General features: G+C 68.5%; 24 protein-coding genes. 16 read left to right on the top strand and 8 right to left on the bottom strand.

Annotation, left to right across the window (positions count from 1 at the left end; translation table 11 throughout):
* Positions 1-3 precede the first annotated feature (3 nt).
* Together JWS13_RS23370 and JWS13_RS23365 are read left to right on the top strand one after the other, a co-directional pair.
* Positions 4-1,443: an amidohydrolase gene (locus tag JWS13_RS23370; RefSeq protein WP_206007672.1), complete on the top strand. Its 1,440-nt coding sequence runs from the start codon at positions 4-6 to the stop codon at positions 1,441-1,443.
* A 34-nt stretch (positions 1,444-1,477) separates the two neighbouring features.
* On the top strand, positions 1,478-2,719 hold the full coding sequence (locus JWS13_RS23365) for an amidohydrolase (RefSeq protein ID WP_206007671.1): 1,242 nt from the start codon (positions 1,478-1,480) through the stop codon (positions 2,717-2,719).
* Between the two features lie 64 nt (positions 2,720-2,783).
* Here JWS13_RS23365 and JWS13_RS23360 read toward each other — a convergent pair whose 3' ends face one another.
* Positions 2,784-4,160 (bottom strand): MFS transporter, encoded by a 1,377-nt coding sequence (locus JWS13_RS23360; protein ID WP_206007670.1) that lies wholly within the window; start codon positions 4,158-4,160, stop codon positions 2,784-2,786.
* Positions 4,161-4,353: 193 nt separating this feature from the next.
* Between JWS13_RS23360 and JWS13_RS23355 the strand changes: the two genes are divergently transcribed.
* The 4 genes from JWS13_RS23355 (at position 4,354) to JWS13_RS23340 (ending at position 7,880) form a co-directional block, all read left to right on the top strand.
* Positions 4,354-4,749: a low affinity iron permease family protein gene (locus tag JWS13_RS23355; protein ID WP_206007669.1), complete on the top strand. Its 396-nt coding sequence runs from the start codon at positions 4,354-4,356 to the stop codon at positions 4,747-4,749.
* 81 nt (positions 4,750-4,830) lie between these two features.
* Entirely contained in the window at positions 4,831-6,384 is a 1,554-nt protein-coding gene (locus JWS13_RS23350; RefSeq protein ID WP_206007668.1) for a succinic semialdehyde dehydrogenase, read from the top strand.
* Positions 6,385-6,386: 2 nt separating this feature from the next.
* On the top strand, positions 6,387-6,830 hold the full coding sequence (locus JWS13_RS23345) for an SRPBCC family protein (protein ID WP_206007667.1): 444 nt from the start codon (positions 6,387-6,389) through the stop codon (positions 6,828-6,830).
* 102 nt (positions 6,831-6,932) lie between these two features.
* Positions 6,933-7,880: an alpha/beta hydrolase gene (locus JWS13_RS23340; RefSeq protein WP_206007666.1), complete on the top strand. Its 948-nt coding sequence runs from the start codon at positions 6,933-6,935 to the stop codon at positions 7,878-7,880.
* Here JWS13_RS23340 and JWS13_RS23335 read toward each other — a convergent pair.
* The 3 genes from JWS13_RS23335 to JWS13_RS23325 are packed head-to-tail and all read right to left on the bottom strand — an operon-like array spanning position 7,877 to position 11,232.
* On the bottom strand, positions 7,877-9,454 hold the full coding sequence (locus tag JWS13_RS23335; RefSeq protein ID WP_206007665.1) for a long-chain-fatty-acid--CoA ligase: 1,578 nt from the start codon (positions 9,452-9,454) through the stop codon (positions 7,877-7,879). The genes JWS13_RS23340 and JWS13_RS23335 overlap by 4 nt on opposite strands.
* An 11-nt stretch (positions 9,455-9,465) precedes the next feature.
* On the bottom strand, positions 9,466-10,248 hold the full coding sequence (locus JWS13_RS23330) for an enoyl-CoA hydratase (protein WP_206007664.1): 783 nt from the start codon (positions 10,246-10,248) through the stop codon (positions 9,466-9,468).
* A gap of 12 nt (positions 10,249-10,260) precedes the next feature.
* Positions 10,261-11,232 carry an NADPH:quinone oxidoreductase family protein gene (locus tag JWS13_RS23325; protein WP_206007663.1) on the bottom strand — a complete coding sequence of 324 codons (972 nt, stop codon included), beginning with the start codon at positions 11,230-11,232 and terminating at the stop codon, positions 10,261-10,263.
* Between the two features lie 148 nt (positions 11,233-11,380).
* Between JWS13_RS23325 and JWS13_RS23320 the strand changes: the two genes are divergently transcribed.
* The 6 genes from JWS13_RS23320 to JWS13_RS23295 all read left to right on the top strand — a co-directional run bounded on the left by JWS13_RS23320 (position 11,381) and on the right by JWS13_RS23295 (position 17,090).
* A complete protein-coding gene (locus tag JWS13_RS23320) occupies positions 11,381-12,181 on the top strand; it encodes a crotonase/enoyl-CoA hydratase family protein (protein WP_206007662.1) in 801 nt (266 codons plus the stop codon).
* Positions 12,182-12,261: 80 nt separating this feature from the next.
* Positions 12,262-13,455: a thiolase family protein gene (locus JWS13_RS23315; RefSeq protein ID WP_206007661.1), complete on the top strand. Its 1,194-nt coding sequence runs from the start codon at positions 12,262-12,264 to the stop codon at positions 13,453-13,455.
* A gap of 40 nt (positions 13,456-13,495) precedes the next feature.
* A complete protein-coding gene (locus JWS13_RS23310) occupies positions 13,496-14,257 on the top strand; it encodes a 3-hydroxyacyl-CoA dehydrogenase (protein WP_160099462.1) in 762 nt (253 codons plus the stop codon).
* 10 nt (positions 14,258-14,267) lie between these two features.
* Positions 14,268-14,909 carry a TetR/AcrR family transcriptional regulator gene (locus tag JWS13_RS23305; protein ID WP_206007660.1) on the top strand — a complete coding sequence of 214 codons (642 nt, stop codon included), beginning with the start codon at positions 14,268-14,270 and terminating at the stop codon, positions 14,907-14,909.
* Between the two features lie 24 nt (positions 14,910-14,933).
* The gene (locus tag JWS13_RS23300) at positions 14,934-15,917 is read left to right on the top strand and encodes an NAD(P)H-dependent flavin oxidoreductase (protein ID WP_206007659.1); all 984 of its coding nucleotides are present in this window, start codon (positions 14,934-14,936) and stop codon (positions 15,915-15,917) included.
* 21 nt (positions 15,918-15,938) lie between these two features.
* Positions 15,939-17,090, top strand: a complete 1,152-nt coding sequence (locus JWS13_RS23295; protein WP_206007658.1) for an acyl-CoA dehydrogenase family protein — start codon at positions 15,939-15,941, stop codon at positions 17,088-17,090.
* A 68-nt stretch (positions 17,091-17,158) separates the two neighbouring features.
* Here the strand turns inward: JWS13_RS23295 and JWS13_RS23290 are convergent, their stop codons facing one another.
* From JWS13_RS23290 to JWS13_RS23280, 3 genes are read right to left on the bottom strand one after another with little or no spacing between them, the layout of a single operon-like run.
* A complete protein-coding gene (locus tag JWS13_RS23290; protein ID WP_206007657.1) occupies positions 17,159-18,136 on the bottom strand; it encodes an NAD(P)H-dependent flavin oxidoreductase in 978 nt (325 codons plus the stop codon).
* A 49-nt stretch (positions 18,137-18,185) separates the two neighbouring features.
* The gene (locus JWS13_RS23285) at positions 18,186-18,590 is read right to left on the bottom strand and encodes a nuclear transport factor 2 family protein (protein WP_124392032.1); all 405 of its coding nucleotides are present in this window, start codon (positions 18,588-18,590) and stop codon (positions 18,186-18,188) included.
* Positions 18,587-19,444, bottom strand: coding sequence for a crotonase/enoyl-CoA hydratase family protein (locus JWS13_RS23280; RefSeq protein ID WP_206007656.1), 858 nt, complete (start codon positions 19,442-19,444; stop codon positions 18,587-18,589). Before JWS13_RS23280 ends, JWS13_RS23285 begins: the two co-directional genes overlap by 4 nt.
* Positions 19,445-19,553: 109 nt before the next feature.
* On the opposite strand from JWS13_RS23280, the gene JWS13_RS23275 reads away from it, so the two are divergent.
* From JWS13_RS23275 to JWS13_RS23260, 4 genes are all read left to right on the top strand, one after another.
* Positions 19,554-20,159: a TetR/AcrR family transcriptional regulator gene (locus JWS13_RS23275; protein ID WP_087561911.1), complete on the top strand. Its 606-nt coding sequence runs from the start codon at positions 19,554-19,556 to the stop codon at positions 20,157-20,159.
* 4 nt (positions 20,160-20,163) lie between these two features.
* Positions 20,164-21,183: a YihY/virulence factor BrkB family protein gene (locus JWS13_RS23270; protein ID WP_206007655.1), complete on the top strand. Its 1,020-nt coding sequence runs from the start codon at positions 20,164-20,166 to the stop codon at positions 21,181-21,183.
* Positions 21,180-21,542, top strand: coding sequence for a PH domain-containing protein (locus JWS13_RS23265; protein ID WP_087561913.1), 363 nt, complete (start codon positions 21,180-21,182; stop codon positions 21,540-21,542). The genes JWS13_RS23270 and JWS13_RS23265 overlap by 4 nt, the downstream gene beginning before the upstream one ends.
* 308 nt (positions 21,543-21,850) lie before the next feature.
* A complete protein-coding gene (locus JWS13_RS23260) occupies positions 21,851-23,005 on the top strand; it encodes an MFS transporter (RefSeq protein WP_206011697.1) in 1,155 nt (384 codons plus the stop codon).
* A 4-nt stretch (positions 23,006-23,009) separates the two neighbouring features.
* On the opposite strand, the gene JWS13_RS23255 is transcribed toward JWS13_RS23260, so the two are convergent.
* Positions 23,010-24,554, bottom strand: coding sequence for an acyl-CoA synthetase (locus JWS13_RS23255; RefSeq protein ID WP_206011696.1), 1,545 nt, complete (start codon positions 24,552-24,554; stop codon positions 23,010-23,012).
* Between the last annotated feature and the right edge of the window lie 37 nt (positions 24,555-24,591).

Here is a 24,591-nt window from a genome sequence, read left to right as displayed (position 1 = left end):
TCTGTGTCTGTCGATCCACAACTCCTCGGCACCATCGACGAGCTCGGCCCGCAGTACGCCGCGTTGAGCGATGCCATCTGGGACAACCCCGAATTGCGCTGGGAAGAGCACGCGTCCGTCGATGCGCAGATCGCTGCTGCCGAGGCGGAGGGCTTCACCGTCACCCGGTCGGTGGCCGGGATCCCGACCGCATTCAGTGCGGAATCGGGAAGCGGTCAGCCGGTGATCGCGATCGTCGGGGAATACGACGCCCTCGCCGGGCTGAGCCAGAAGTCGGGAAGTGCTGTGCCGGAGCCGGAACCCGGCAACGAGTCCGGGAACGGACAGGGCTGCGGCCACCACCTGCTGGGCGGCGGTTCCCTCCTCGCCGCGACCGCGGTCAAACGCTACCTCGACGCGAACGGCCTGCCCGGAACCGTCCGCTACTACGGCTGTCCCGCCGAAGAGGCCGCTGCCGGAAAGACGTTCATGGTCAAGGAAGGTGCCTTCGACGACGTCGACGCCGCCGTGTCCTGGCACCCCGGCGACACCACCACCGTGCAACGGATCCGGACCCTCGCCTACGTCCAGGCGTACGTCCGGTTCACCGGCATCGCCGCGCACGCCGGAGTGTCCCCCGAACGCGGCCGCAGCGCACTCGACGCACTCGAACTGATGAACGTGGGCACGAACTTCCTACGTGAACACATGCCGTCGGACTGCCGGATCCACTACGCGATCCTCGATACCGGCGGCCGCTCGCCGAACGTCGTGCAGGCGTCCGCAGAGGCCTACTACCTGGTGCGCTCGCCCGACGTGGCTGGCATGCGTGAGCTGTTCGCCCGCGTGACGAAGATCGCGGAGGGTGCCGCCCTGATGACGGAGACGACGGTCGAGATCGAGATCGACGGCGGCTGCTCGGACATCCTGCCCAACGTCATCCTTGAGGATTCGATGCAGGAACGGCTCCGCGAACTCGGGCCGGTGCCGTTCGACGACACCGATCTCGCGTCCGCGGAGGCGTTCACCACCAGGACGGCGTCGGGACGCACGGCGAGCACGCTCGGTGGTGAATTCGACGGCGACGGAAGCGCTCTGCACACCGGGATCGTCACGTTCGACGCGCGCTCGCCGCGGCCGACGATGACCGGCTCGAGCGACCTCGGCGACGTCAGCTGGGTGACACCGCTCGTGCAGTGCGCCACGGCGTGCGTCGGTGTCGGCACGGCCGCCCACTCGTGGCAGATGGTCGCCCAGGGCAAGCTGCCCGCCGCGCACAAGGGGATGATCCACGCCGCCAAGATCATGGCCTCGACCGCCGTGGACCTCCTGACGGACGCCGAACTGCTGGCGTCGGCGCGTAAGGAGTTCAGCACCCGCACGGCGAAAACCCCCTACGACTCACCGCTTCCCGACGGGATCGTCGCGCCGCCTCTGCGTGACGCCGTCGCCGTCGCGCAGTGACCGTCGTTCACATTCACCAGGAAGGCACCCGTTCATGACTCTCGCCACCTCCGCAGGCGACACCACCGACGCGCGCACGGCAGTGCTGAAGGACGCTGCGGCGCAGATCATCCGGAACAACGAGCAGAAGCTGCTCGAGCTCAGCCATCGCATTCACGACACCCCCGAGATCGCGTTCGGGGAGCACCACGCGGCCGCGCTCGTCGGGGACGCGCTCCGGAACGCCGGCTTCGACACCACCGTCGGCGTCTACGGACTCGACACGGCCGTCGAGGCGACCTACGGCAGCGGCGACCTCACCGTCGCGATCTGTGCCGAGTACGACGCACTGCCCGAGGTCGGGCACGCATGCGGGCACAACATGATTGCGGCCGCCGGGGTCGGCACAGCACTCGCGCTCGCGGCCGTCGCCGACGAGGCCGGACTGCGGATCAAGCTGCTGGGCACACCCGCCGAGGAGCACGGCGGCGGCAAGATTCCGATGCTCGAAGCCGGCGCGTGGGAGGACGCGGCGCTGTCGCTGATGGTCCACGGCACATCGGGCACGGACATGCCCTGTGCCTCGCTGTGGATGCAGGCGGTCGACCGATTCGAGGTCACGTTCACCGGCCGCGCCGCGCACGCCGCCGGCGCACCCGAGCACGGGATCAACGCCGGAGCCGCCGCGACGATCGCGCTGAACGCCATCGGGCTGGTCCGTCAGCAGTTCCGGGCGAAGACGCGCGTCAACGCGTTCGTCTCGCACGGCGGCGACGTCACCAACATCATCCCTGCCCGGACGGTCGTGCAGGTCGAGGTGCGAGCACCGGACATCGACGAGTGGCGTGAGGTGAAAGCGCGCGTGCTCGCCTGCTTCGAGGCGGGTGCAATCGCGACCGGATGCGAGTGGGCTTACGCGGCGACGGAACCGCCGTACGCGCCGATGGTGCAGAACCCGGTGCTCGCGGACATCTGGGACCGGAACCTGCAGGCCACCGGCCGCGAACTGACGTCCGCCGCACTGGGCGGCGGGTCCAGCGACATGGGCAACGTGTCCCAGGTCGTGCCGTCCATCCACCCCGGGATCGCCGTCCTCGGGAGCACCGCGATCCCCCACAACGCCGACTTCGCGGACGCAGCGGCGACTCCCGCCGCCGACACGGCGATCATCGACGGTGCGACGGCGCTGGCATGGACGGTCCTCGACGCCGCACTGGATGCCGGGGTTCGCGGCGAACTGCTCCGGCTGCAGGCGGAACGCCCGGAGGGATACACCCGGACCGCGAACTGGGCCTGAAAGCGTACGACGATGCCCACCGCCGAGAGCGGGCGGTGGGCATCGTGGTGAAACATCCTGCCGGCTAGTAGAACTGGGCGCCGGGTACGGCAGCCGGATCGTTGCGGACCTCGGCGGTGTTGGTCTCGCGGAGCTTCCACGCGCAGAGGAACGTGACCAGCCCCATCAGCGCGACGAAGACCGCGACGAACGTGGTGGTCCCGGTCTTGGCGATCAGCGCGGTCATGATGAACGGGGTGCCACCGCTCACCGTGATCGCGGCCAGCTGGTACGCGAGCGAGGCGGCGGAGTACCGGACGTTGGGAGCGAACAACTCACCCATGTAGGCGGCGATCGGCCCGTACGTCATCGACTGGAAGACGCTGCCGACCGTGACGGCGACGAAGAACAGCAACAGGTTCCGGGTGTTGATCAGCCAGAAGTACGGGAACGCCCACACGATGATCATCGCCGCGCCGATCAGGATCATCGGCCTGCGCCCGATCTTGTCGGACATGTGCCCGGACCACAGCACCACACCGACCGTCAGTGCCGCGCTGAGCAGTGAGATCGCGAGCAGGTCGTTGCGTTTCATGCCCAGTTCCGCGGTGCCGTAACTGAGCACACCGGCGATGGAGATGTAGAACAGCGAGTTGGTGGCCGCGAGCAGTCCGCAGCCGAGCAGGATCTTGCGCCAGTGGTCCCGGATCGCCTGGGTCAGCGGTGCGCGGACGACGGTCTCGTTCTTCTTCTGCGCCTGGTCCTGCAGGTCCCGGAACTCGGGGGTGTCCTCGACCTTGGTCTGGATGTAGAGCACCACCGGGAACAGCAGTGCGCTGGCGAAGAACGGGATCCGCCAGCCCCAGCTGAGGAACGCCTCGTTCGAGATCGCGGCGGTGGCGCCGAGGAACACGAGGTTGCCGAGCAGGACACCGAACGAGACACCCATCTGACCGAACGTGCCGGAGAATCCCCGGCGCTTGGGACTGGCCGATTCGGTCAGCAGCAGCACGATCCCACCCCACTGACCGCCGCACGCGAGGCCCTGGACGAACCGCAGGACCACCAGCAGGATCGGAGCCGCGATCCCGATGGTCGCGGCGCCGGGCAGACAGCCGATCAGGAACGTCGCCAGACCCATGAACAGCAGGCAGGTCACGACCGCCGGTTTGCGGCCGTACTTGTCGCCGAAGTGACCGGCGACCAGGCCCCCGAGCGGGCGGGCGACGAAACCGGCCCAGAACGTGCTGAACGAGAGCAGGGTGCCCACCAACGCCGACGCGCCGGGAAAGAAGACGTGGGGAAAGACCAGTGCCGCAGCGGTTCCGTACAGGAAGAAGTCGTACCACTCGATCGAGCTGCCGACCAGCCCCGCCGCCAGCAGTTTCCGATGTGCACGCGTGCGTGAGACGGCCGTGTCGCCGGCCGCGTCCTTACTCGGCTGCACCGCGGATGAAGTCATCCGATCACTCCTCGAGGTAGGTCTCCGCTGGACTAGAACATGACGCCAACTTCAAGTTGTCGCGTGCCGGTCAGTCTCTTCGATCGGTGATGTGATGTCAATCACTTCCCGATGATTGGCAGGTTTCCGCCACTCCGGGCGTATCGGCCGAAACGGGCATATCGGGAGTGGCGGCTGAGCCTAGACTCCGAAGATGGAACGCAGTGCGAAGGCTGCACGCGAGCGGCGCACCGATCAGCGGTCGACGTTCGACAAGTTCGTCGAGCAGATCGAACTTCGGGTCAGCCAGGCACCGTTCTTCGGGATCTGTGCGGGCGTCGTGGTCCTGTGGGTCGTCAGCATTCCGCTGTGGAAGGACCTCCACGAGTGGCAGATCGCCATCCATACCGTCGGCGCCGTGTTCACGCTGCTGCTCGTGGTTCTGCTCGAGAATGCGAGCAGGCGTTCGTCCGAGGCGCTGCAGGAGAAACTCAACGTCATCGCCGAGGCCCTCGCCGCGCTGCTCGACTCCTCCGCCCAGGACGACCCCGAGCTGAAGAAGGCGGAGGAAAAGCTGCGGGAAGCGGTCGGGCTCGAGGAGCGGCACTGACCCATCCGCCCCTGTGACACGGGCCACCGAACGGGTAAGTTATGTGTAACCGCGAAAACTACTAACCAGTAGGGGTACGAAATGCCTGTTCCGACCGCCGCCACGTTCGCGCGGCTCGCCGACCTCATCGCCATCCCGGACGCCGCGGATCGCCCGACGCGGTCCGTTGTCGAGGCGTTCACGGGCAAGGAACTGGCCACCGTCCCCGTCGGCACGGCCCAGGACGCCGAGGACGCCATCGCGCGGGCCCGGGTGGCGCAGAAGCAATGGGCAGCCCGCCCGGTCACCGAACGCGCCGCGATCTTCCACCGCTACCGCGACCTGGTGCTCGAGAACCGCAACGCCCTGATGGACATGGCACAGGCCGAGACGGGCAAGTCCCGCGCCGCCGCGCAGGAGGAGGTCCTCGACATCTCGATGACCGCCCGCCACTACGCGCGCGTCGCCCCCAAGCTGCTGCGTCCCCGCCGCATCTCCGGCATGCTGCCCGGCCTCACCAAGACGGTGGTGCGGTACCAGCCGAAGGGCGTCGTCGGCGTCATCTCGCCGTGGAACTACCCGATGACGCTCGCGGTGTCGGACGCCGTCGCCGCGCTCCTCGCCGGCAACGCCGTCGTCCTCAAGCCCGACAGCCAGACCCCGTACTGCGCCCTGGCCTGCGTCGACCTGCTGTACCAGGCCGGTCTGCCGCGCGATCTGTTCGCCGTCGTCCCCGGACCGGGTTCGGTGGTCGGCACCGCCCTCGTCGAGAACACCGAGTACCTGATGTTCACCGGGTCCTCGGCGACGGGTCAGCTCCTCGCCGAGCAGGCCGGTCGCCGCCTCATCGGCTTCTCCGCCGAACTCGGCGGCAAGAACCCGATGATCGTCACCGCAGGCGCGAACCTCCGCGAGGTCACCGACGCCGCCGTGCGCGCCTGCTACTCCAACTCCGGGCAGCTGTGCATCTCCATCGAGCGGATCTACGTCGAGGAGTCCATCGCACCCGAATTCACCCGGATGTTCGGCGAACGCGTCCGCAACATGAAGCTCGGCGCCGGCTACGACTTCGGCATCGAAATGGGCAGCCTCGTGTCCGAGGACCAGGTCAAGGCCGTGTCCAGCCACGTCGACGACGCCGTCGTCAAGGGCGCCACCGTGGTCGCAGGCGGCAAGGCACGCCCGGACCTCGGACCGCTGTTCTACGAGCCGACCGTCCTGACCGGTGTTCCGGAAGACGCCGAGTGCTACCGCGACGAGACGTTCGGGCCGCTGGTCTCGATCTACCCCGTCGCCGACGTCGACGAGGCCGTCGAACGCGCCAACGACACCGAGTACGGCCTGAACGCCAGTGTGTGGGCGGGAACCAAGGCGGAGGGCGAGGCCATCGCCGCACGGATCCACGCCGGAACCGTCAACGTCGACGAGGGGTACGCGCCGGCGTGGGGCAGTACCGGAGCGCCGATGGGCGGCATGGGGGTGTCGGGTGTCGGGCGCCGCCACGGCGACGACGGGCTCCTCAAGTACACCGAGCCGCAGACCATCGCCACCACCCGCGTCCTCAACCTGGGCGGCCCGCGCGGACTGTCGCCGAAGGTGTGGGCCAAGATCATGCCGCCCTTCGTGAAGGCGCTGCAGTGGATTCCGGGCCGCTAGGCGTGGACAGCGCGAGCATCGTGATCGACGTCCCGCCGGCCCGGGTATGGGATGTGGTGACCGACGTCGAGGGCATGGGCCGGTTCAGTCCGGAGAACACCGGCGCGCGCTGGACGTCGGGCACCCCGGCGGCGGTGGGGTCGCGGTTCGTCGGCGCCAACCGGCACGGGCTGGTGCGCTGGAAGACGCACTGCACCGTCGTGGATGTGGTTCCGGACCAGAGGTTCTCGTTCGAGGCGGACGAACCGAAGGCCCGCTGGACGTACCACCTCGAACCCGCCGGCTCCGGCACTCTCGTCACCGAGACCCGGGAGATCTACGCGACGCCCGTATGGTGGGTGCGGCTGGTGCAGAAATCGAAGGTGCTGGGCAGCAACCGCGACCGGCTGATGCAGGACGGGATGCGGCAGACCCTCGAGCGCATGAAAGTCGCCCTCGAGAGCTGATCTTCCACCCTGGGGTGCGGATTCGTCACCCTAGGGTGCCTGTCGCAGGTCTCCGAAGGACCCGAGACTGGACGGTGTCCACACCTCTCGGAGGCGGCTCCCATGAATCCTCGGCCGACACCCGTCGAAGCTGGTCGGTCGTGCCCTGACGTCCGCCGCGAGGACGTCTCGTTCACCTCGCGAGGGCAGCGCTGCGCCGCCTGGCTGTACCGCCGCCGGGCCGAAACACCCACGCCGGCACCCTGTGTGGTGCTCGCGCACGGCTGGAGCGGAGTGCGCGAGCAGCGACTCGACGCCTTCGCGGCGCGGTTCGCGGCCGCGGGAATCGCGGCGCTGGTGTTCGACTACCGCCACTTCGGCGCCAGCGAGGGCGAACCCAGGCAACTGCTCGACATCGACAGCCAGCTCGACGACTGGGACAGCGCCGTCGCGTACGTGTGCACCCGCCCGGACATCGACCCCGGCCGGGTCGCGCTCTGGGGGACGTCACTGTCCGGCGGGCTCGTCCTGAGCACGGCAGCGCGGGACCGTCGCGTGGCCGCGGTCGTGTCGCAGGTTCCGTACGTCGACGGACTGACCAACCTCCCGCGACTCGGTCCGGCCGGGCTCGGCCGCATGGCGGTCGCCTACCTGCGCGACCGGTACGCCCAACTGCGACACCGTCCGCCGCACATGTTCCCCGTCGTGGGCCCGCCGGGCTCGTTCGCGGCCATGACCTCACCCGACGCGGAGGCGGGGTATCACGCGATGGATCCGCCCGGTTCGACGTGGCGCAACGAAACCCCGGGACGGGTGGCGTTGCAGGCGGCGCTGTACCGGCCGACGAGGACGGTCGCGAAGATCGCCTGCCCCGTCTTCTTCGCCATCGCCGACCACGACGTCGTCACGTTCACCCGCAGTGCACAGAAGGCCGCGGCCAGAACTCCCGACGCCGAGGTGCACGTGTACCCGGGCGGGCACTTCGATCCCTACTTCGGTGAATTGTTCGAGCGGGTGGTCGCGGACGAAATCGACTTCCTCGTCCGCCACCTCCTGCCGCCGACCGGTTAACTGCTCAGCGCGCCGAACTGTTCGCGCAGAACGCCTTTGACGACCTTGCCGCTGGCATTGCGGGGCAGTTGGGGGAGGATCTCGACGAACCTGGGTCGCTTGTACCGGGCGACCCGGCCGTCGAGCCAGTCCGCGAGGGCGTCGACCCCGAGCGCGGCGCCGGCCCGCGGGACGACGACCGCGACGGGAACCTCGCCCCACCGCTCGTCGGCCCGCCCGATCACCGCGACGTCGAGAATGTCCGGGTGGGCGGCGAGGGCATTCTCGACCTCGGCGCAGTAGATGTTCTCCCCGCCCGAGATGATCATGTCCTTCTTGCGGTCCACCACGTACACGAATCCCTCGGAGTCCACCCGCACCAGATCGCCGGAGTGGAACCAGCCGCCGTCGAATGCGTCCGCGGTGGCCTCCGGGTTGCGCCAGTACCCCTCCATGAGTCCCGGCCCGCGGTAGACGATCTCACCGATCTCACCCTGCGGCACGTCGTGCATCGCCTCGTCGACCACGCGCATCGCGACCGTGTCGATCGGCTTCCCGACCGACCCGATCTTGCGCACGGCATCCTTGCCGTCGAGCATGCACGTCACCGGCGACATCTCGGTCTGGCCGAAGAAGGCCACGATCGCGGCGTCGGGGAACGCGGCGTTCAGGCGGTCGAGGAGCGTCGGGGTGGCAGGCGCGGCGCCCCATCCCAGCACCCGCAGGGCCAGATCCCGGCCCTCGGGACCGGCGTCGTCGAGGATGGCCTGCCACTGGGTCGGCACCATGAACACACTGGTCACCCGCTCGCGCTCGAGCGCGTCGAGTACCTCGGTCGCGTCGAACGCACCGGTCGGATGGATCACGACGGTCGCGCCGATCAGCAGGAACGGCCCGACGCTGCCGAGGGCGGCGATGTGGAACAGCGGCGACGAGACCAGATTGACCTCGGACTCGGTGTCGAACAGTCGCCATCCCCTGATGAGGGTCAGCGCCTGCGCCTGCAGATTCAGGTGCGACAGCACCGCGCCCTTCGGACGTCCCGTGGTGCCGGACGTGTACATGATGGCGGCGGGGGAGTCCTCCGGCACGTCCGCAATCGGGACGTCGGGATCGGCTGCGCGCAACTGCTTCTCGAGCGACACGTCGTCGGCGGCGTCACCGACCACGAGCACCGGCACGGCGTCGTCGACCTGGGCGGCGAGATCGACGAGTGAATCCTCGACGACCACGACGGCGGCGTCGCTGTCGGCGACGATGAACTTCACCTCGCCGGGACTGAGCCGGAAATTGACGGGAACGGCGATCGCACCCAGGCGCGTCGCGGCGAGCATCACCTCGAGGAACTCGGGGCGGTTGGTGAGCAGCAGCACGACGCGGTCGCCGCGAGCGACACCGCGGGCGGCGAGCACCACCGCGGTCCGCGCGCTGCGGTCGTCGAGTTCACGCCAGGTGGTCGAGGCACCCCGGAACCGGAGCGCCACCGCATCGGGTTTCGCGAAGGCATGCCGGGCAACATGATTGGCCCAGTGCGTCCGCCGCGAGGCGAACGGCTGAGCGTGCGACGGCGCTGTCGCGGGGACGTCCGCTGTCACGGTGACCGTCCTCAGACCCGGCCGAACACAGCGGGACGCTTTTCCCGGAACGCTGCGACGCCCTCCTGGAAATCGGGGGCGGCGAGGAGATCGATCTGGCCCGAACGCTCGCGGGTGAACGCGTTGTCGAGTTCGGCGAGAGTCGCGTCGTTGACGGCGTCCTTGGTGAAGTGGAAGGCCTCCGACGGTCCGTCGGTGAGACGTCGCGCGAGGGCGTCGACGGTCGTGGCGAACTCGTCGTCGGGGTACACGTCGGCGATCAGCCCGGCCGCGAGAGCCTCACGCGCGGGCAGTCGTTCGGCCAGGAGGGCCATCTTCAGCGCGCGGGCACGGCCGATCGACGCGGCGACCAGCGCGGTGGCGCCGCCGTCCGGCATCAGGCCGACCTTCGTGAACGCGAGCAGGAAATAGCTCGACTCGGTGGCGATCGTGAGGTCGCAGGCCAGGGCGAGCGAGACCCCGACACCTGCCGCGGGACCGTTGACCGCACCGATCACGGGCCGGGGGAACGCGCGGACCGTGGCCGCCACGCGGTTCGCGGCGTCGATCGTCGCGGACGACGGCGGCCCGGAAAGGTCGAGGTCGCCCAGGTCCGCGCCGGTGCAGAAAGCGCGACCGGCGCCGGTGAGGATTGCGACCCGCACCTCGGCGTCACCGGAGTGCTTGTCGAAGGCGTCAGCGATGGCGTCGAGGGACTCGGTGGTGACGGCGTTCATGCGGGACGGGCGGTCGATGGTGACGCGAAGGACGCCGTTGTCGACGGTCGTGTGCACGCCGGGAATGTCGGAGGTCATGAGGATCCTTAGTCAGGAAGGGCGGACGGAGAGTGCGATCTTGCCGGTCGCGGAACGGGTTTCGAGTGTCCGCAGTGCGTCGCCGGCGTGTTCGAACGAGTAGACGGTGGGTTCGGTGATCCGGAGCGCACCGGATTCGAGGAGCGGGCTCAGGGCCGCCCACTGCCGGCCCGTGTAGCCGGGATGGGTGCGCACGTACTCGCCCCATCCCGCGCCGAGGACCGAGATGTTACGCAGCAGAAGCCGGTTGACCTTGACGGTGGGGATCTCGCCGCCGGTGAAACCGAGGACCACGAGCCGCCCGTTGGGGGCGAGGCTGCGCAGACTGTCGGTGAACCGGTCGCCGCCCACGGGGTCGAGGATGATGTCGACGCCGCGGCCGTCGGTGAGGTCGCGGACCCGGTCCTTCCAGTCGTCCACGAGGACGACGTGATCGGCGCGGTTGGCCTTCGCGATACCGGCCTTCTCCTCCGTGCTGACCACGGCGATCGTCTCGAGTCCCAGTGCGGCCGCGACCTGCAGCGCGGCCACCCCGACACCGCCGGCGGCGCCGTGGACCAGCACCGTCTCGCCTGCGCGGTAGCGGGCACGCTCGTCGAGGGCGAAGTGCACGGTGAGGTAGTTCAGCAGGAAACCGGCGCCCGCTTCGAGTGACACCGAGTCGGGGAGCGGGAACACCGAGTCGGGTTCCACCGCGACGGTCTGCTGCCAGGCGCCGTCCGTCGCGAGGACGGCCACCCGCTGTCCCGCCCGGATGCCGCTGTCCTCGGGGGCGCTGCGGACGACGCCCGCGCCCTCGAGTCCCAGCACGAAGGGCAGGTCGCGGACGATCTGATAGCTGCCGGTGGTCTGCAGCAGGTCGGGAAAGGCCACGCCGGCGGCGTGCAGGTCGACGACGACGCGTCCGGTTCCGTCGGGTTCGTCGATCTCGGCGAGCTGCACGCCGGCGGGGCCGGAAGCGCTGGTCAGTTGCTGGGCATACACGTGGTGATCTCCTCCGTCGGTCCCTGACTATCCATACCAGACGCTACTGAACGGGCGCTAGATAAAGTCGGCCATTGACCGTGCGCTCGGCGGCGTGGTACTAACTTTAACGAGCGATCAGTAATCAGGCCGAGTCGGAGGATGAGACGTGCCAGAACAGACGGAGACGACGGAGGCAGCCGCACTGTGGGAGCGGCGCGGTGGCATCGGCATCATCACGCTGAACCGCCCCAAAGCGCTCAATGCGGTGAACGGCGCGCTGTCGACCGCCGTGGGCAATCTGCTCGAGCAGGCCGAGAACGACCCCGACGTCCGGGTGATCGTCGTGACCGGGTCCGGCCGCGCGTTCTGCGCAGGCGCCGACCTCAAGGCCCTCGCCACGGGCGGGAACATCGCTGCGGACGGGCACCCCGAATGGGGCTTCGCCGGATACGCGCAACACTGGATCAGTAAGCCGACCATCGCCGCGGTCAACGGCTTCGCCCTCGGCGGCGGCACCGAACTGGTGCTCGCCAGTGACCTCGCGGTCGTCGACGAGGAAGCGAAACTCGGGCTCCCCGAGGTCAAGCGCGGACTGTTCGCCGCCGCGGGTGGCGTGATCCGCCTGCAGCAGCAGATCCCCAAGAAGATCGCGCTGGAGATCGCGCTGACCGGCGAGCCGATCACCGCAGCGCAGGGCAAGGAACTGGGCCTCGTCAACCGGGTCGCCCCGGCGGGCACCGCCCTCGACGTCGCGCTCGAACTCGCCGAGCAGATCGCCGCCAACGCACCGCTGTCGGTGCGCGAATCGAAGGCCATGATCCACCGCACCGCAACCGAACCCGACTGGGGTAACGGGGCATGGGAGGCGAACACCGCCGCCATCACCACCATCTTCACCAGCGCGGACGCCAAGGAAGGGCCGACGGCATTCGCCGAGAAGCGGCAACCGGTCTGGCAGGGCCGCTGACCCGTGAGTACTTGTTAACCGCGGGCGGTTAAGAAGTACTCACGGGCGGCGCAGCCGCAAACACTTCGAAAGGGAACATCATGACCAACGCTGTCATCGTGGACGTAGTCCGCCTCGCCTCCGGCAAGGGCAAACCCGGCGGCGCGCTGTCGGGTACGCACCCGGTGGAACTGCTCGCGCACGTGCTGCGCACCATCGTCGAACGTAACGGCATCGACCCCGTGCTGGTCGACGACGTCATCGGCGGCTGTGTCGGCCAGGCCGGCGAGCAGGCCCTCAACATCACCCGGACCGCCGTGCTGTCGGCCGGGTTCCCGGACTCGGTTCCGGCGACCACCGTCGACCGCCAGTGCGGCTCGAGCCAGCAGGCGGCGCACTTCGCGGCGCAGGGCGTGATCGCCGGCGCTTACGACATCGTGATCGCCGCGGGCGTCGAGTCGATGTCGCGTGTTCCGATGGGTACGACCACCATCGGGCAGGACGCGTCCGGCCCGGGCATCGCCGCACGCTACCCGGAAGGCCTTGTCAACCAGGGTATTTCCGCGGAACTGATCGCCGCCAAGTGGAAGTTCGACCGCGACACCCTCGACGCGTTCTCCGCGCAGTCGCATCAGCGTGCCGCCGACGCCGCGTCGAAGGGGTTGTTCGCCAAGGAGATCATCCCGATCGACGTGACCAACGCCGCCGGGGAGACGGTCACGCACACCGTCGACGAGACGGTGCGCGCCACGACCACCGCCGAGGGCCTGTCCGGGCTGAAGTCGTCGTTCCACTCGGAGAAGTACGCGGCCCGGTTCCCCGAGGCGCAGTGGCACATCACCCCCGGCAACTCGTCCCCGCTCACCGACGGTGCGTCCGCCGCCCTGATCATGAGCGAGGAGATGGCGTCGAAGCTGGGTCTGACCCCGCGGGCGCGGTTCCACTCGTTCGCCGTCGCCGGTGACGACCCGGTCTTCATGCTCACCGCGCCGATCCCGGCGACGAAGAAGATCCTCGCCAAGTCGGGGCTGAGCATCGACGACATCGACGCCTACGAGGTCAACGAGGCGTTCGCGCCGGTGCCGCTGGCGTGGGCGCACGAGTTCGGGGCCGACCCGGCCAAGCTCAACCCGTGGGGCGGCGCCATCTCGCTCGGGCACGCGCTCGGTTCCTCGGGCACCCGCCTGCTGAGCACCCTGGTCAACAACCTCGAGGCCACCGGCGGACGCTACGGCCTGCAGACCATGTGCGAGGGCGCGGGCATGGCCAACGCCACCATCATCGAACGCATCTGACCCACACTTTCCCGAAAACCCTGCTTCCGAAAGGTAAGACATGATCGTCAACGACAGCGTCGCACTCGTCACCGGCGGTGCCTCCGGCCTCGGCCTCGCCACCACCAAGGCACTGCTCGCCGACGGCGCCAGCGTCGTCATCATCGACCTGCCCTCCTCCGACGGTGAGACCGTCGCCAAGGAACTCGGCGACCGCGTGCGGTTCGCCGCAGGCGACGTCACCAGCGAGGCCGACGTGTCCGCCGCACTCGACGTCGCGGAGTCGCTCGGACCGCTGCGCGTCGCCGTGAACTGCGCCGGCATCGGCAACGCCGTCAAGACCGTCGGCAAGAACGGTGCGTTCCCGCTGGCCGACTTCACCAAGGTCGTCACCGTCAACCTGATCGGCACGTTCAACGTGATCCGCCTTGCCGCCGAGCGCATCTCGAAGAACGAGCCGATCGAGGGCGAGCGCGGCGTCATCATCAACACCGCCTCTGTCGCCGCGTACGAGGGCCAGATCGGTCAGGCCGCGTACTCCGCGTCCAAGGGCGGCGTCGTCGGCATGACCCTGCCGATCGCCCGCGACCTCGCGTCGCTGCTGATCCGCGTCAACACGATCGCTCCCGGCCTGTTCAAGACGCCGCTGCTCGGGTCGCTGCCGGAGGCCGCGCAGCAGTCGCTCGGTGGCCAGGTGCCGCACCCCTCGCGTCTCGGCGACCCGTCGGAGTACGGCGCCCTCGCCGCACACATCGTGTCGAACCCGATGCTCAACGGTGAGACGATCCGTCTCGACGGCGCCATCCGCATGGCACCGCGCTGATCGGCGACCTGTGACTCTGCGCGAGGATGGGCCTGCTACCACCGAGACGGTGTACGCCGACTGGCGGACCTTCGAGGCCCTGACGCTGACGCCCATCCTCGAGCAGGCACTGGATCTGTTCAACGAGAACGGTTACCACGGCACGACGGTGCGGCAGATCGCCCGTCGTGTCGGGGTGACCGTCCCCGCCCTGTACTACCACCACGAGAGCAAGGAAGCCGTTCTCGTGGCCCTGTTCGAACTGCAGATGCGCGAACTGAACGAACGCGCCGAGGCAGCCGCCCGCGAGGCCGGCGACGACGTGGTGGCGCAATTCGCCAACGTCGTCGAGGCGATCGTCCTGTACATGACGCACCGGGTGCGGCACGTCTCCCTCGACACCGAGTTGCGGCACGTCTCGGCCGACAGCCGCGGTCGCTACGCCGCGACCCGCAAGCGGCTCGAACTGATGATGGTCGACCTCGTCGCCGACGGCGTCGCCCGCGACGTGTTCCACAGCGGGGACGTCCCCGAGACCGTGCGCGCGCTGCTCGGGATGTTCCAGTCGATTCCGCGGTGGTACCAGCTCGGCGGAGCGCTGACTCCCGAGCAGGTCGCCAGCCGCTACGTCGACATCGCTCTCCACACCGTCGGGTATCTACCCGCTCACTGAACCGTTTCCCAGAGGAGCCGTGCCATGCTCTCCACCGCATTCACCAAGACCTTCGGCATCCGCCACCCGATCGTGCAGGGCGGCATGCAGTGGGTCGGTCGCGCCGAACTCGTCGCCGCCGTCGCCAACGCCGGAGCGCTGGGTCTGCTGACTGCACTGACCCAGCCGACCCCGGAGGACCTCGCCAGGGAGATCGCCCGCACCCGCGAACTCACCGACCAGCCCTTCGGCGTGAACCTCACGATCCTTCCGGCGATCACGCCGCCGCCGTACGAGGAGTACCGGCAGGTCATCATCGAGTCCGGCGTCAAGATCGTCGAGACCGCCGGCTCCAACCCCGCCCCGCACCTGCCCGACTTCCACGCCGCAGGCGTGAAGGTGCTGCACAAGTGCACCAGCGTGCGGCACGCGATCAAGGCCCAGGACAGCGGCGTCGACGGCATCAGCATCGACGGCTTCGAATGCGCCGGCCACCCCGGCGAGGACGACATCCCCGGGCTGGTGCTCATCGCCGCCGCCGCCGAACAGATCACCATCCCGATGGTCGCGTCGGGCGGATTCGCGGACGGGCGTGGGCTGGTCGCCGCCCTCGCGCTCGGCGCCGACGGGATCAACATGGGCACCCGCTTCATGTGCACCGCCGAATCGCCGATCCACCAGAACATCAAGGAAGCGATCGTCGCCGCCAAGGAGACCGACACCGAGTTGATCTTCCGGCCGCTGCGCAACACCGCCCGCGTCGCGAGCAACACCGTGAGCCGGGAGGTCGTCGAGATCCTGGACCGCGGAGGCAAATTCGAGGACGTCCGGGACCTTGTGGCCGGCGCCCGCGGACGCACCGTGTTCGAGAACGGCGACCCCGAGGCGGGCATCTGGACCGCAGGTACCGTCCAGGGCATCATCCACGACATCCCGACCGCCGGTGAACTCGTCGAACGCATCATCGCCGAGGCGGAGGCCCTGATCGCGGAGCGCCTCGCCGGCCTGTCGGTTCCCGTCAGCGCCTGATTCATCTGTAGGAGAGAAGTCATGCAGCGCACCATCTTCGAGAAGGATCACGAAGCGTACCGGGAGACGGTGCGCGAGTTCCTCGCCCGCGAGATCGAACCGCACTACGAGCAGTGGGAGGCCGACCGGCTGATCGACCGAGCGGCGTGGCTGGCCGCCGGAAAGTCGGGGATCGTCGGTCTCGCCGTGCCGGAGGAGTTCGGCGGCTCCGGTGTCACCGACTTCCGGTTCCGCTACGTCGTCGCCGAGGAGATCGCCCGCACCGCGACGACGTCGTTCGGTTCGGGACTGGCGCTCCAGGACGACATCGCTATCCCGTACATCGCGAATCTCGGCACGCACGAACAGAAGCAGCGGTGGCTGCCCGGCATGGCCGCGGGCGAACTGATCGGCGCGATCGCGATGACCGAACCGGGCACCGGAAGCGACCTGCAGGGCATCAAGACCACCGCGGTGCGGGACGGCGACGACTGGGTGATCAACGGTCAGAAGACGTTCATCACCAACGGTATTCACTCCGACCTCGTCATCGTCGTGGCCCGAACCGACCCGAATGCAGGGTCCAAGGGTTTCTCGCTCCTGGTCGTGGAGCGGGGCATGCCCGGCTTCAGCCGGGGTCGCAAACTGCACAAGGTCGGCCTGGCCGGTCAGGACACCGCGGAACTCGTCTTCGAGGACGTGCGGGTGCCCGCGGCCAACCTGCTCGGCACCGAGGGGCGTGGCTTCGTCCACCTCATGGAAAACCTGCCTCTCGAGCGTATCTCGATCGCGGTCAACGCGATCACCGTCGCGAAGGCCGCCTATCGGTGGACCCGGGACTACGTGTTCGAGCGCAAGGCTTTCGGCAAGCCGATCGGGGATCTGCAGAACACCCGGTTCGCGCTGGCCGAGATGCTCACCGAGATCGAGGTCACCGAATCGCACATCGACCGCTGCGTCCTCGCCTTGAACGCGGGCGAACTCACCGCCGTCGACGCGGCGAAGGGCAAGTGGTGGGCCAGTGAACTGCAGAAGCGCGTCGTCGACCGCTGCGTCCAATTGCACGGCGGCTACGGCTACATGATGGAGTACCCCATCGGCCGCGCGTACGTCGACAGCCGGATCCAGACGATCTACGGCGGAACCACCGAGATCATGAAGGAAATCATCGGTCGCGACATCGCGGCCGGGTAGGCGGCTCCGCCGCCCGTGCGTGGTTGACGAGTCTCTGGACTCCTTAACCGCGCACGGGCGCGTAGCGCCTACACCAGGAGGGCCTTCGCGTCCGCGTACTCACGGCTGAGGCGTTCGACGATCTGCGCTGCCGGGACGACTGCGTCCACGGCGCCGATGCCCTGTCCGGCGCCCCAGATGTCGCGCCAGGGCTTGGCTTCCGTTTTCGTGCTGGTGTCTGCGTCTTCGCCGACGCCGAAGTCCATGGCGGTCGGGTCGGAGACGGCGAGGTTGTTCGGGTCGAGTCCGGCGGATTCGATGCTGCCGCGCAGGTAGTTGCCGTGTACTCCGGTGAAGAGGTTGGAGTAGACGATGTCGGATGCGGTGGAGTCGACGATCATCTGCTTGTAGCGCTGGTCGGCGGTGGCTTCTTCGGTGGCGATGAACGCGGAGCCGATGTAGGCGAGGTCGGCGCCCGCGGCTTGGGCGGCGAGGACGGAGCGGCCGTGGGCGATGGAGCCCGACAGCAGGACCGGTCCGTCGAACCATTCGCGGATTTCCTGGAGCAGCGCGAACGGGGACAGGGTGCCTGCGTGTCCGCCGGCGCCTGCGGCGACGGCGATGAGTCCGTCGGCGCCCTTCTCGACGGCCTTCTTCGCGAAGGTGTTGTTGATGACGTCGTGGAGGACGATGCCGCCGTAGCTGTGGACGGCGTCGCTGACGTCGGTGCGGGCGCCGAGGGAGGTAATGACGATGGGGACCTGGAATTCGACGATGGTGGCGAGGTCTTCGTCGAGGCGGTCGTTGCTCTTGTGGACGATGAGGTTGACCGCGTAGGGGGCGGACGGTGTTTCGGGGTTGTTGGCGTCGTGCTTGGCGAGTTCCTCGGTGATCCGGGTGAGCCATTCGCGCAGCACAGGCTGCGGTCGGGCGTTGAGGGAGGGGAAGGATCCGACGACGCCGGAGGTGGATTGGGCGATGACCAGGTCGGGGCCGGAGACGATGAACATCGGCGACGCGACCACGGGTAGGCGGAGCCGGTCTTGCAGGATCGGGGGCAGGCTCATGAATTTCTCCTTCATGCAGTGGTGCAGGGTTTTGTAGGAACGCAGGGATTTACGACTGGGACAGCTGGGCGGCCATCAGTGGGATGAGCGCCTGCAGGCCCTTCACGGGCCGAACCATCACCTTGAACGACGTGATCTGATCGCGGTCGTTCCAGTGGATCAGGTCGATGCCGTTGACATGGATGCCGTCGAGTTCGGTGGCGAATTCCAGGACCGCCGAACGGTCGCCGTACCACTCCTCGACGTACCGGAATCCGGTGCCGTCGAAGACGGTCAGGGCGGCGCCGAGGTAGGCCAGGACCTTCGGCTTCCCTTCCTGCGGAGTGAAGACCGCGGGGGAGGAGAACACGGCGTCGTCCGCGATCAGGGCGTCGAGTGCGGCGAGGTCGCGGTGGTCGACGACGTGATGCCAGCGGTCGACGACGGCCGGCCGGGCCGGCTGTGCGGCGGTCATCCGCGGAACGCCGGGGTCGGGAGGTCTTCGCCGAACACGTCCGGCAGGTCGTCGCGGACGCTGTCGGGGAACACGGCGGGCCGTTTCTCGAGGAACGCGGAGATGCCTTCCCGCGCGTCCGGCCCGATGCCGCGGATGTTGATGCCGCGGGTTTCGACGCGGTGCGCGATCATCGGGTGCTCGGCGCCGAGTGCCCGCCACATCATCTGGCGGGACAGCGCCACGGACACCGGGGCGGAGTGCTCGGTGAGGCTCCGGGCCAGCGCGTAGGCCTCGTCGAGCAGGGATTCGCGCGGGTACAGCCTGTAGACGAGGCCGGCGTCGAGGGCCTCGGTGGCGGGGAACACCCGGCCGGAGTACACCCAGTCGAGCGCCGTCTGCAGCGGCACGAGGCGCGGGAGGAACCACGTCGAGCAGGATTCGGGCACGATGCCGCGGCGGTTGAACACGAATCCGATGCGGGCGTCGTCGGCGGCGAGACGGAAGTCGGCGGCGAGGGTCATCGTGATGCCGACGCCCACGGCGGGCCCGTTGATCGCGGCGATGATCGGCTTGCGGGATTCGAACATCCGGAGCACCACCCGGCCGCCACCGTCGCGGCGGGCGTCGGCGCCCTCGTCCTCGTCCTGCCACTGGTCGAACGTCGCGGCACCCGCCGACAGGTCGGCACCCGCGCAGAACGCTCGTCCGGCTCCGGTGAGCACGATCGCCCGGACCGTGTCGTCCGCGTCGAGCTGGTCGTATGCGGCGATCAGCTCGTTCTCCATCGTGGTGGTGAATGCGTTGAGCTGGTCGGGCCGGTTCAGGGTGATCGTCGCGATGCCGTCGGCGACGGCGAGTCCGATGTGATCCATCGCACCAGCATGACATTGCTACCGAACGATCGCTAGAGCGGAATCTGTGACGGGACCCACTACTCTGGTGTGGTCGTGTGACGATCGGAGCGGGGACGGAGTACCAGGGATGTGCGCTGCAAAGGTGGCCGCTACGAGCACGGGTACCGGGCGGCAGGTGATCCTCGACTCCGCTGTCGCCAACATGAACGAACGCGGCTATCACGGCACGTCCATGCGCGACATCGCGCGCGGCGCCGACATCACCGTCGCGTCGATCTACCACCACTTCGCGTCGAAGCAGGAGATCCTGCAGGACATCATGGTGCGCGCACTGCACGACGCCATCGCGATGACCCGGGGCGCGCTGCTGCGTTCGGGCGGTGTTCCCGCCGACCAGTTGCAGGCGCTGATGCGGGCGTGGGTCATGTTCCACACCACCCGGCAGCGGGACGCGATGGTCGGTGCCACCGAGATCCGCAGCCTCGACGACCCGGGCCGCCGACTCGTCGTCGCCCTCCGCGACGAACAGGAGCACCTCTTCCGCGACGTCATCGAGCGTGGTGTCGAGGAGGGCGACTTCGCGACCGAATACCCGCGGGACGCGGTTCGCGGCATCATCAACATGGGGCAGTCGGTGTGCACGTGGTGGCACGCCGACGGTCCTCTGAAACCCGAAGAACTCGCCGAGCGCTACGCCGACCTCGCCCTCGCGATGGTGAAACCGGCCGTCTGATCGCATGAAATTCGCCCGAAGACTCGACGCTCTCCAGCAGCGATATCCGGCGATGGGTTTCCCGATCGCCGTCGCGTACAAGTTCCTCGACGATCAGGGCGTGTACCTCGCGGCGTTGATCGCCTACTACGGGTTCATCTCGCTGTTTCCCCTCCTGCTGCTGCTGTCCACGGTGCTCGGGTTCGTGTTGTCCGGGCATCCCGAACTGCAGCAGGACATCATCGACTCGGCGGTCAGTCAGTTCCCCGTCATCGGAGCCGACCTGGCCGACCCGCACCGGATCGGCGGCGGAGTGACCGGCCTGGTGATCGGACTGGTCGGAGCCCTCTACGGCGGCCTCGGCGTGGCGCTGGCCTGCCAGAACGCCATGAACACGGCGTGGTCGGTTCCCCGCAACATGCGTCCTGACCCGCTCCGCGGCCGGCTGCGGGGTCTGCTGCTGCTCGGCACGATCGGGCTCGCAATTCTGGGGACGGCCGCGGTCGCCGGGATCGGTGCCGCGACGCACCTGTCCGGTTCGTTCACGGTGCTGCTGACGCTCGCCGCGATCGCGATCAACTCGGTGATCTTCGTCCTCGCGTTCCGGCTCGCCACGGCCCGGCCGCTGTCCGTCGCCGACGTGGCCCCCGGCGCCGTCGCGGCGGCCGTGCTGTGGCAGGTGCTGCAGTCGTTCGGTGCGTACTACGTCAGCAAGGTGGTGAGCACCGCGTCCGTGACGAACGGGGTGTTCGCCGTCGTGCTGGGGCTGCTGGCCTTCCTCTTCCTCGCCGCCGCGGCCGTCGTCGTGTGCGTGGAGATCAACGTCGTCCGCGTCGACAGGCTGCATCCGCGGGCGCTGCTCGTGCCGTTCACCGACAAGGCGGAACTCGTGGAGGGCGACAAGCGGACGTTCACCGACCAGGCGAAGGCGCAACGCGCGGTCCCGCGCCAGGGAATTCACGTCACCTTCGACGAACTTTCTGGGACGATGAACGAGTCTGCACCGACGGACGAGTCTGCACCGACGTCGAAGGAGGAGCCGTGACCGACCCGATCTTCGACAAGTCGGAACAGCTGAAGCAGGTCCAGCAGGGGATTCTGCCCGGCGAGACGATCATCGCCGTGTACGACTGCATCGGCGCGGGCACCGGCTTCCTCGCGATCACGAACCTGCGCGTCGTGATCCAGGACAAGAGCTTCGTCGGCAAGCGCACCGCGATCACGTCGATCCCCTACAAGAACATCCGGTCCGTGTCGTTCCTCAGCAACAAGTCGTGGGCAGGCCAGTTCTTCTCGTCCAGCAGCATCGCCGTCGACGTCGCCCAGACCACGTACGAGGCCGATTTCCGCGGCATGGACAAGGCCCACCACGTCCACACGGTGATCCTGCAGCACATCACGTGACGTAGGTCGCTCCGGTCGGGTGCGCCGGCCCACGTCTCACCTGCGTACCCGGTGAGTGGAATCACTCCCGGGTGGATTGTTAATTCGCTTGCGGCCTCACCCATACTGGGACGAGCCGGTTTGCCACGATCTCGGCCCGGCGCTTTCCTCAGGCGAGCCCACGACATGTGTTCGCCGAACCTACGATCTGCCCCGATGGGAGTCCTGCTGCCATGACGCCGCCCTCCGCTGCACTCACCGAACCCGCGGTCGCCGCTCCTTCGACGTCTCGGCGGCCGCGGATTCCGTCACCGAGCCGGCGCGGCGCGATGCTGGCGCTGGCGCTCGGTGGATTCGGCATCGGCACAACGGAATTCGCATCCATGGGACTGCTGCCGGCGATGGCGGCGGGCACCGGGGTGTCGGAGCCGGTGGCCGGGCACTTCGTGTCCGCGTACGCGCTCGGCGTCGTCGTCGGCGCGCCCACGATCGCGGCGCTGGCCGCGCGCGTCGAGCGGCGCACACTGCTGATCGCGCTGATGGCCACGTTCGTCATCGGCAATCTCGCGACCGCCCTCGCGCCCGGATACGAGACGCTGCTCGCCGCCCGGTTCCTCGCCGGCCTGCCGCACGGTGCGTACTTCGGGGTCGCCGCGCTGGTCGCCGCGCACCTCGCGGAACCGGGCAAGCGGGCCAAGGCGGTCGCGACGGTGATGATGGGCCTGTCGGTCGCGAACGTGATCGGGGTGCCTGCGACGGCGTTCTTCGGCCAGATCCTCGGCTGGCGGTCCGCGTTCGTGCTCGTGGTGATCATCGGAATCGTGACGCTGGTGGCGTTGGCACGCCTCGTCCCGCCGCTGGCCGGGGTGCACGTGAGCAACCCGGTCGCCGAACTCGGGGCGCTGCGCCGGGTGCAGGTGTGGATGACGCTGATCTTCGCGACGGTCGGCTTCGGTGGCTCGTTCGCGGTGTACACCTACATCAGTTCGACGCTCACCGACGTGTCCGGGCTGCCGCACTCGATGGTTCCGGTCGCGTTGATGCTGTTCGGCTCGGGGATGATCCTCGGCAACGTCATCGGCGGACGCATCGCCGACAGCGCGGTGGTGCCCGGGCTGTTCGGGTGCATGATCGCCCTGATCCTCGTCCTCGCGCTGTTCATCGCCGCCGCGCACAACCCGGTGACGGCGCTGGTCGTGCTGTTCTTCATCGGCATGGCGGTGACCGCGATCTTCCCGTCCGTCCAGGCACGGTTGATGGACTCTGCGGGTGACGCGAAGACGCTGGCGTCGACGCTGATCCACGGCGCGTTCAACCTGGCCAACGCGGGTGGTGCGTGGATCGGTGGTGTCGTGATCGCCGCCGGCTACGGCTACACCGCCCCGGCCGCCGTGGGCGCGCTCCTCGGCGTCGCCGGACTCGTCGTCCTCACCGTCGCGGTCCTGCTCGACCGCCGGCGCCGGCCGGAACCGGTCGCCGGCTGACGGTTCAGGCGTGCACCCCGGCGGCGTAGCGATCTCGTAGCGTGCCCTTGACGAGCTTCCCCGTGGGGGTGCGGGGGAGGTCGTCGCTGAAGACGAGGTTCCGCGGGACCTTGAACCGGGCGAGCCGTCCCCGCACGTGGTCGAGGAGTTCCCCGGCCAGCGCGTCGTCCCCGGTCACGTCCGGAACGGTCTGGACCACGGCCAGCACCGATTCGCCCATCTCCTCGTCGGGGACCCCGATCACGGCGACGTCGAGGACGGCGGGATGTTCGGTGAGGGTGTTCTCGATCTCCTGCGGATAGATGTTGACGCCGCCGGAGATGATCATGAACGACTTCCGGTCGGTGAGGAACAGGTACCCGTCCTCGTCGAGGTAGCCGACGTCGCCGGTGGTGGTCCACGTCGGGTGCTGCTGGTGCTGGGCGTCGCGTGTCTTCTCGGGGGCGTTGTGATATTCGAACGGCAGGGTGTCGCGTTCGAAATAGAGGGTGCCGACCTGGCCGGGTGCGAGGTCGGCACCGTCGTCGCCGCAGATGTGCGCGACGCCGAGCGCGGCGCGGCCGACGGTCCCGGGCCTGCGCAGCCATTCCTCCGAGTTCACCAGGGTCATGCCGTTGAGTTCGGTGGACGAGTAGTACTCCGACAGGATCGGACCCCACCACTCGATCATCTGCCGCTTCACGTCCACCGGGCACGGGGCAGCGGCGTGCACGGCGACGCGCAGGCTCGACACGTCGTACTTCTCCCGCGTCTGCGCGGGCAGTTTCAGCATGCGGACGAACATCGTGGGCACCCACTGGCTGTAGGTGACGCGGAACTTCTCGATGTACGCGAGCGCCTTCTCGGCGTCGAAGCGGTCCATCACGACGACGGTGCCGCCGAGGGCCTGCACCGACGCGCACGTGCGGAGCGGTGCGGCGTGATACAGCGGGGCGGGTGACAGGTAGACGGTGTCGGGCGTGACTCCCCACACCGTCGCGTTCATCCCGGTCATGGTGTCGCCCGGGTCCTGGATCTGCCGTGCGGGCAACTCCGGTTTGATGCCCTTCGGGCGGCCGGTGGTGCCGGACGAGTACAGCATGTCCGCCCCGCGCGGCTGGTCGGGCAGCGGAACGTCGGACTCCGCGGCCGCGGCGTCGTCGAGCGAGGCGTAGCCGGGAATCGTTCCCCCGAACGCCAGCCGGTGCTCGACCCCGGGGGTGAGGGCGGGAAGTTCACCGGCGACCGCGTCGAGTGCGGCATCGACGATCAGCGCTCCGGCACCGCAATCGTCGACGACGTACGCGATCTCCGGTGGCGTGAGATGCCAGTTCACCATGGTGAGGTAGAGCCCGGAACGCATGGCGGCCCAGTAGATGTCGAAGATCGCGGGGGTGTTCGTCGCCAGAACTGCGACGTGATCCCCGCGGCGCAACCCGAGGGCGTGCAGGTGGCGGGCGATGCGGACCGAGCGGGACTCGAGTTCGGCGAAGGTGACCGTCTGCCCGGTGCCTGCCATGATCACGGCCGGCTTGTCGGGTGTGGTGGCAGCATGAGCGCCGGGATACATGGTTACTCCCATTCGTGGTGGATCTCGGGTGGTGAAT

It is taken from the genome of Rhodococcus pseudokoreensis (assembly GCF_017068395.1).
Lineage (GTDB): Bacteria > Actinomycetota > Actinomycetes > Mycobacteriales > Mycobacteriaceae > Rhodococcus_F > Rhodococcus_F pseudokoreensis.
This window is presented reverse-complemented; position numbering and strand designations above follow the sequence as displayed.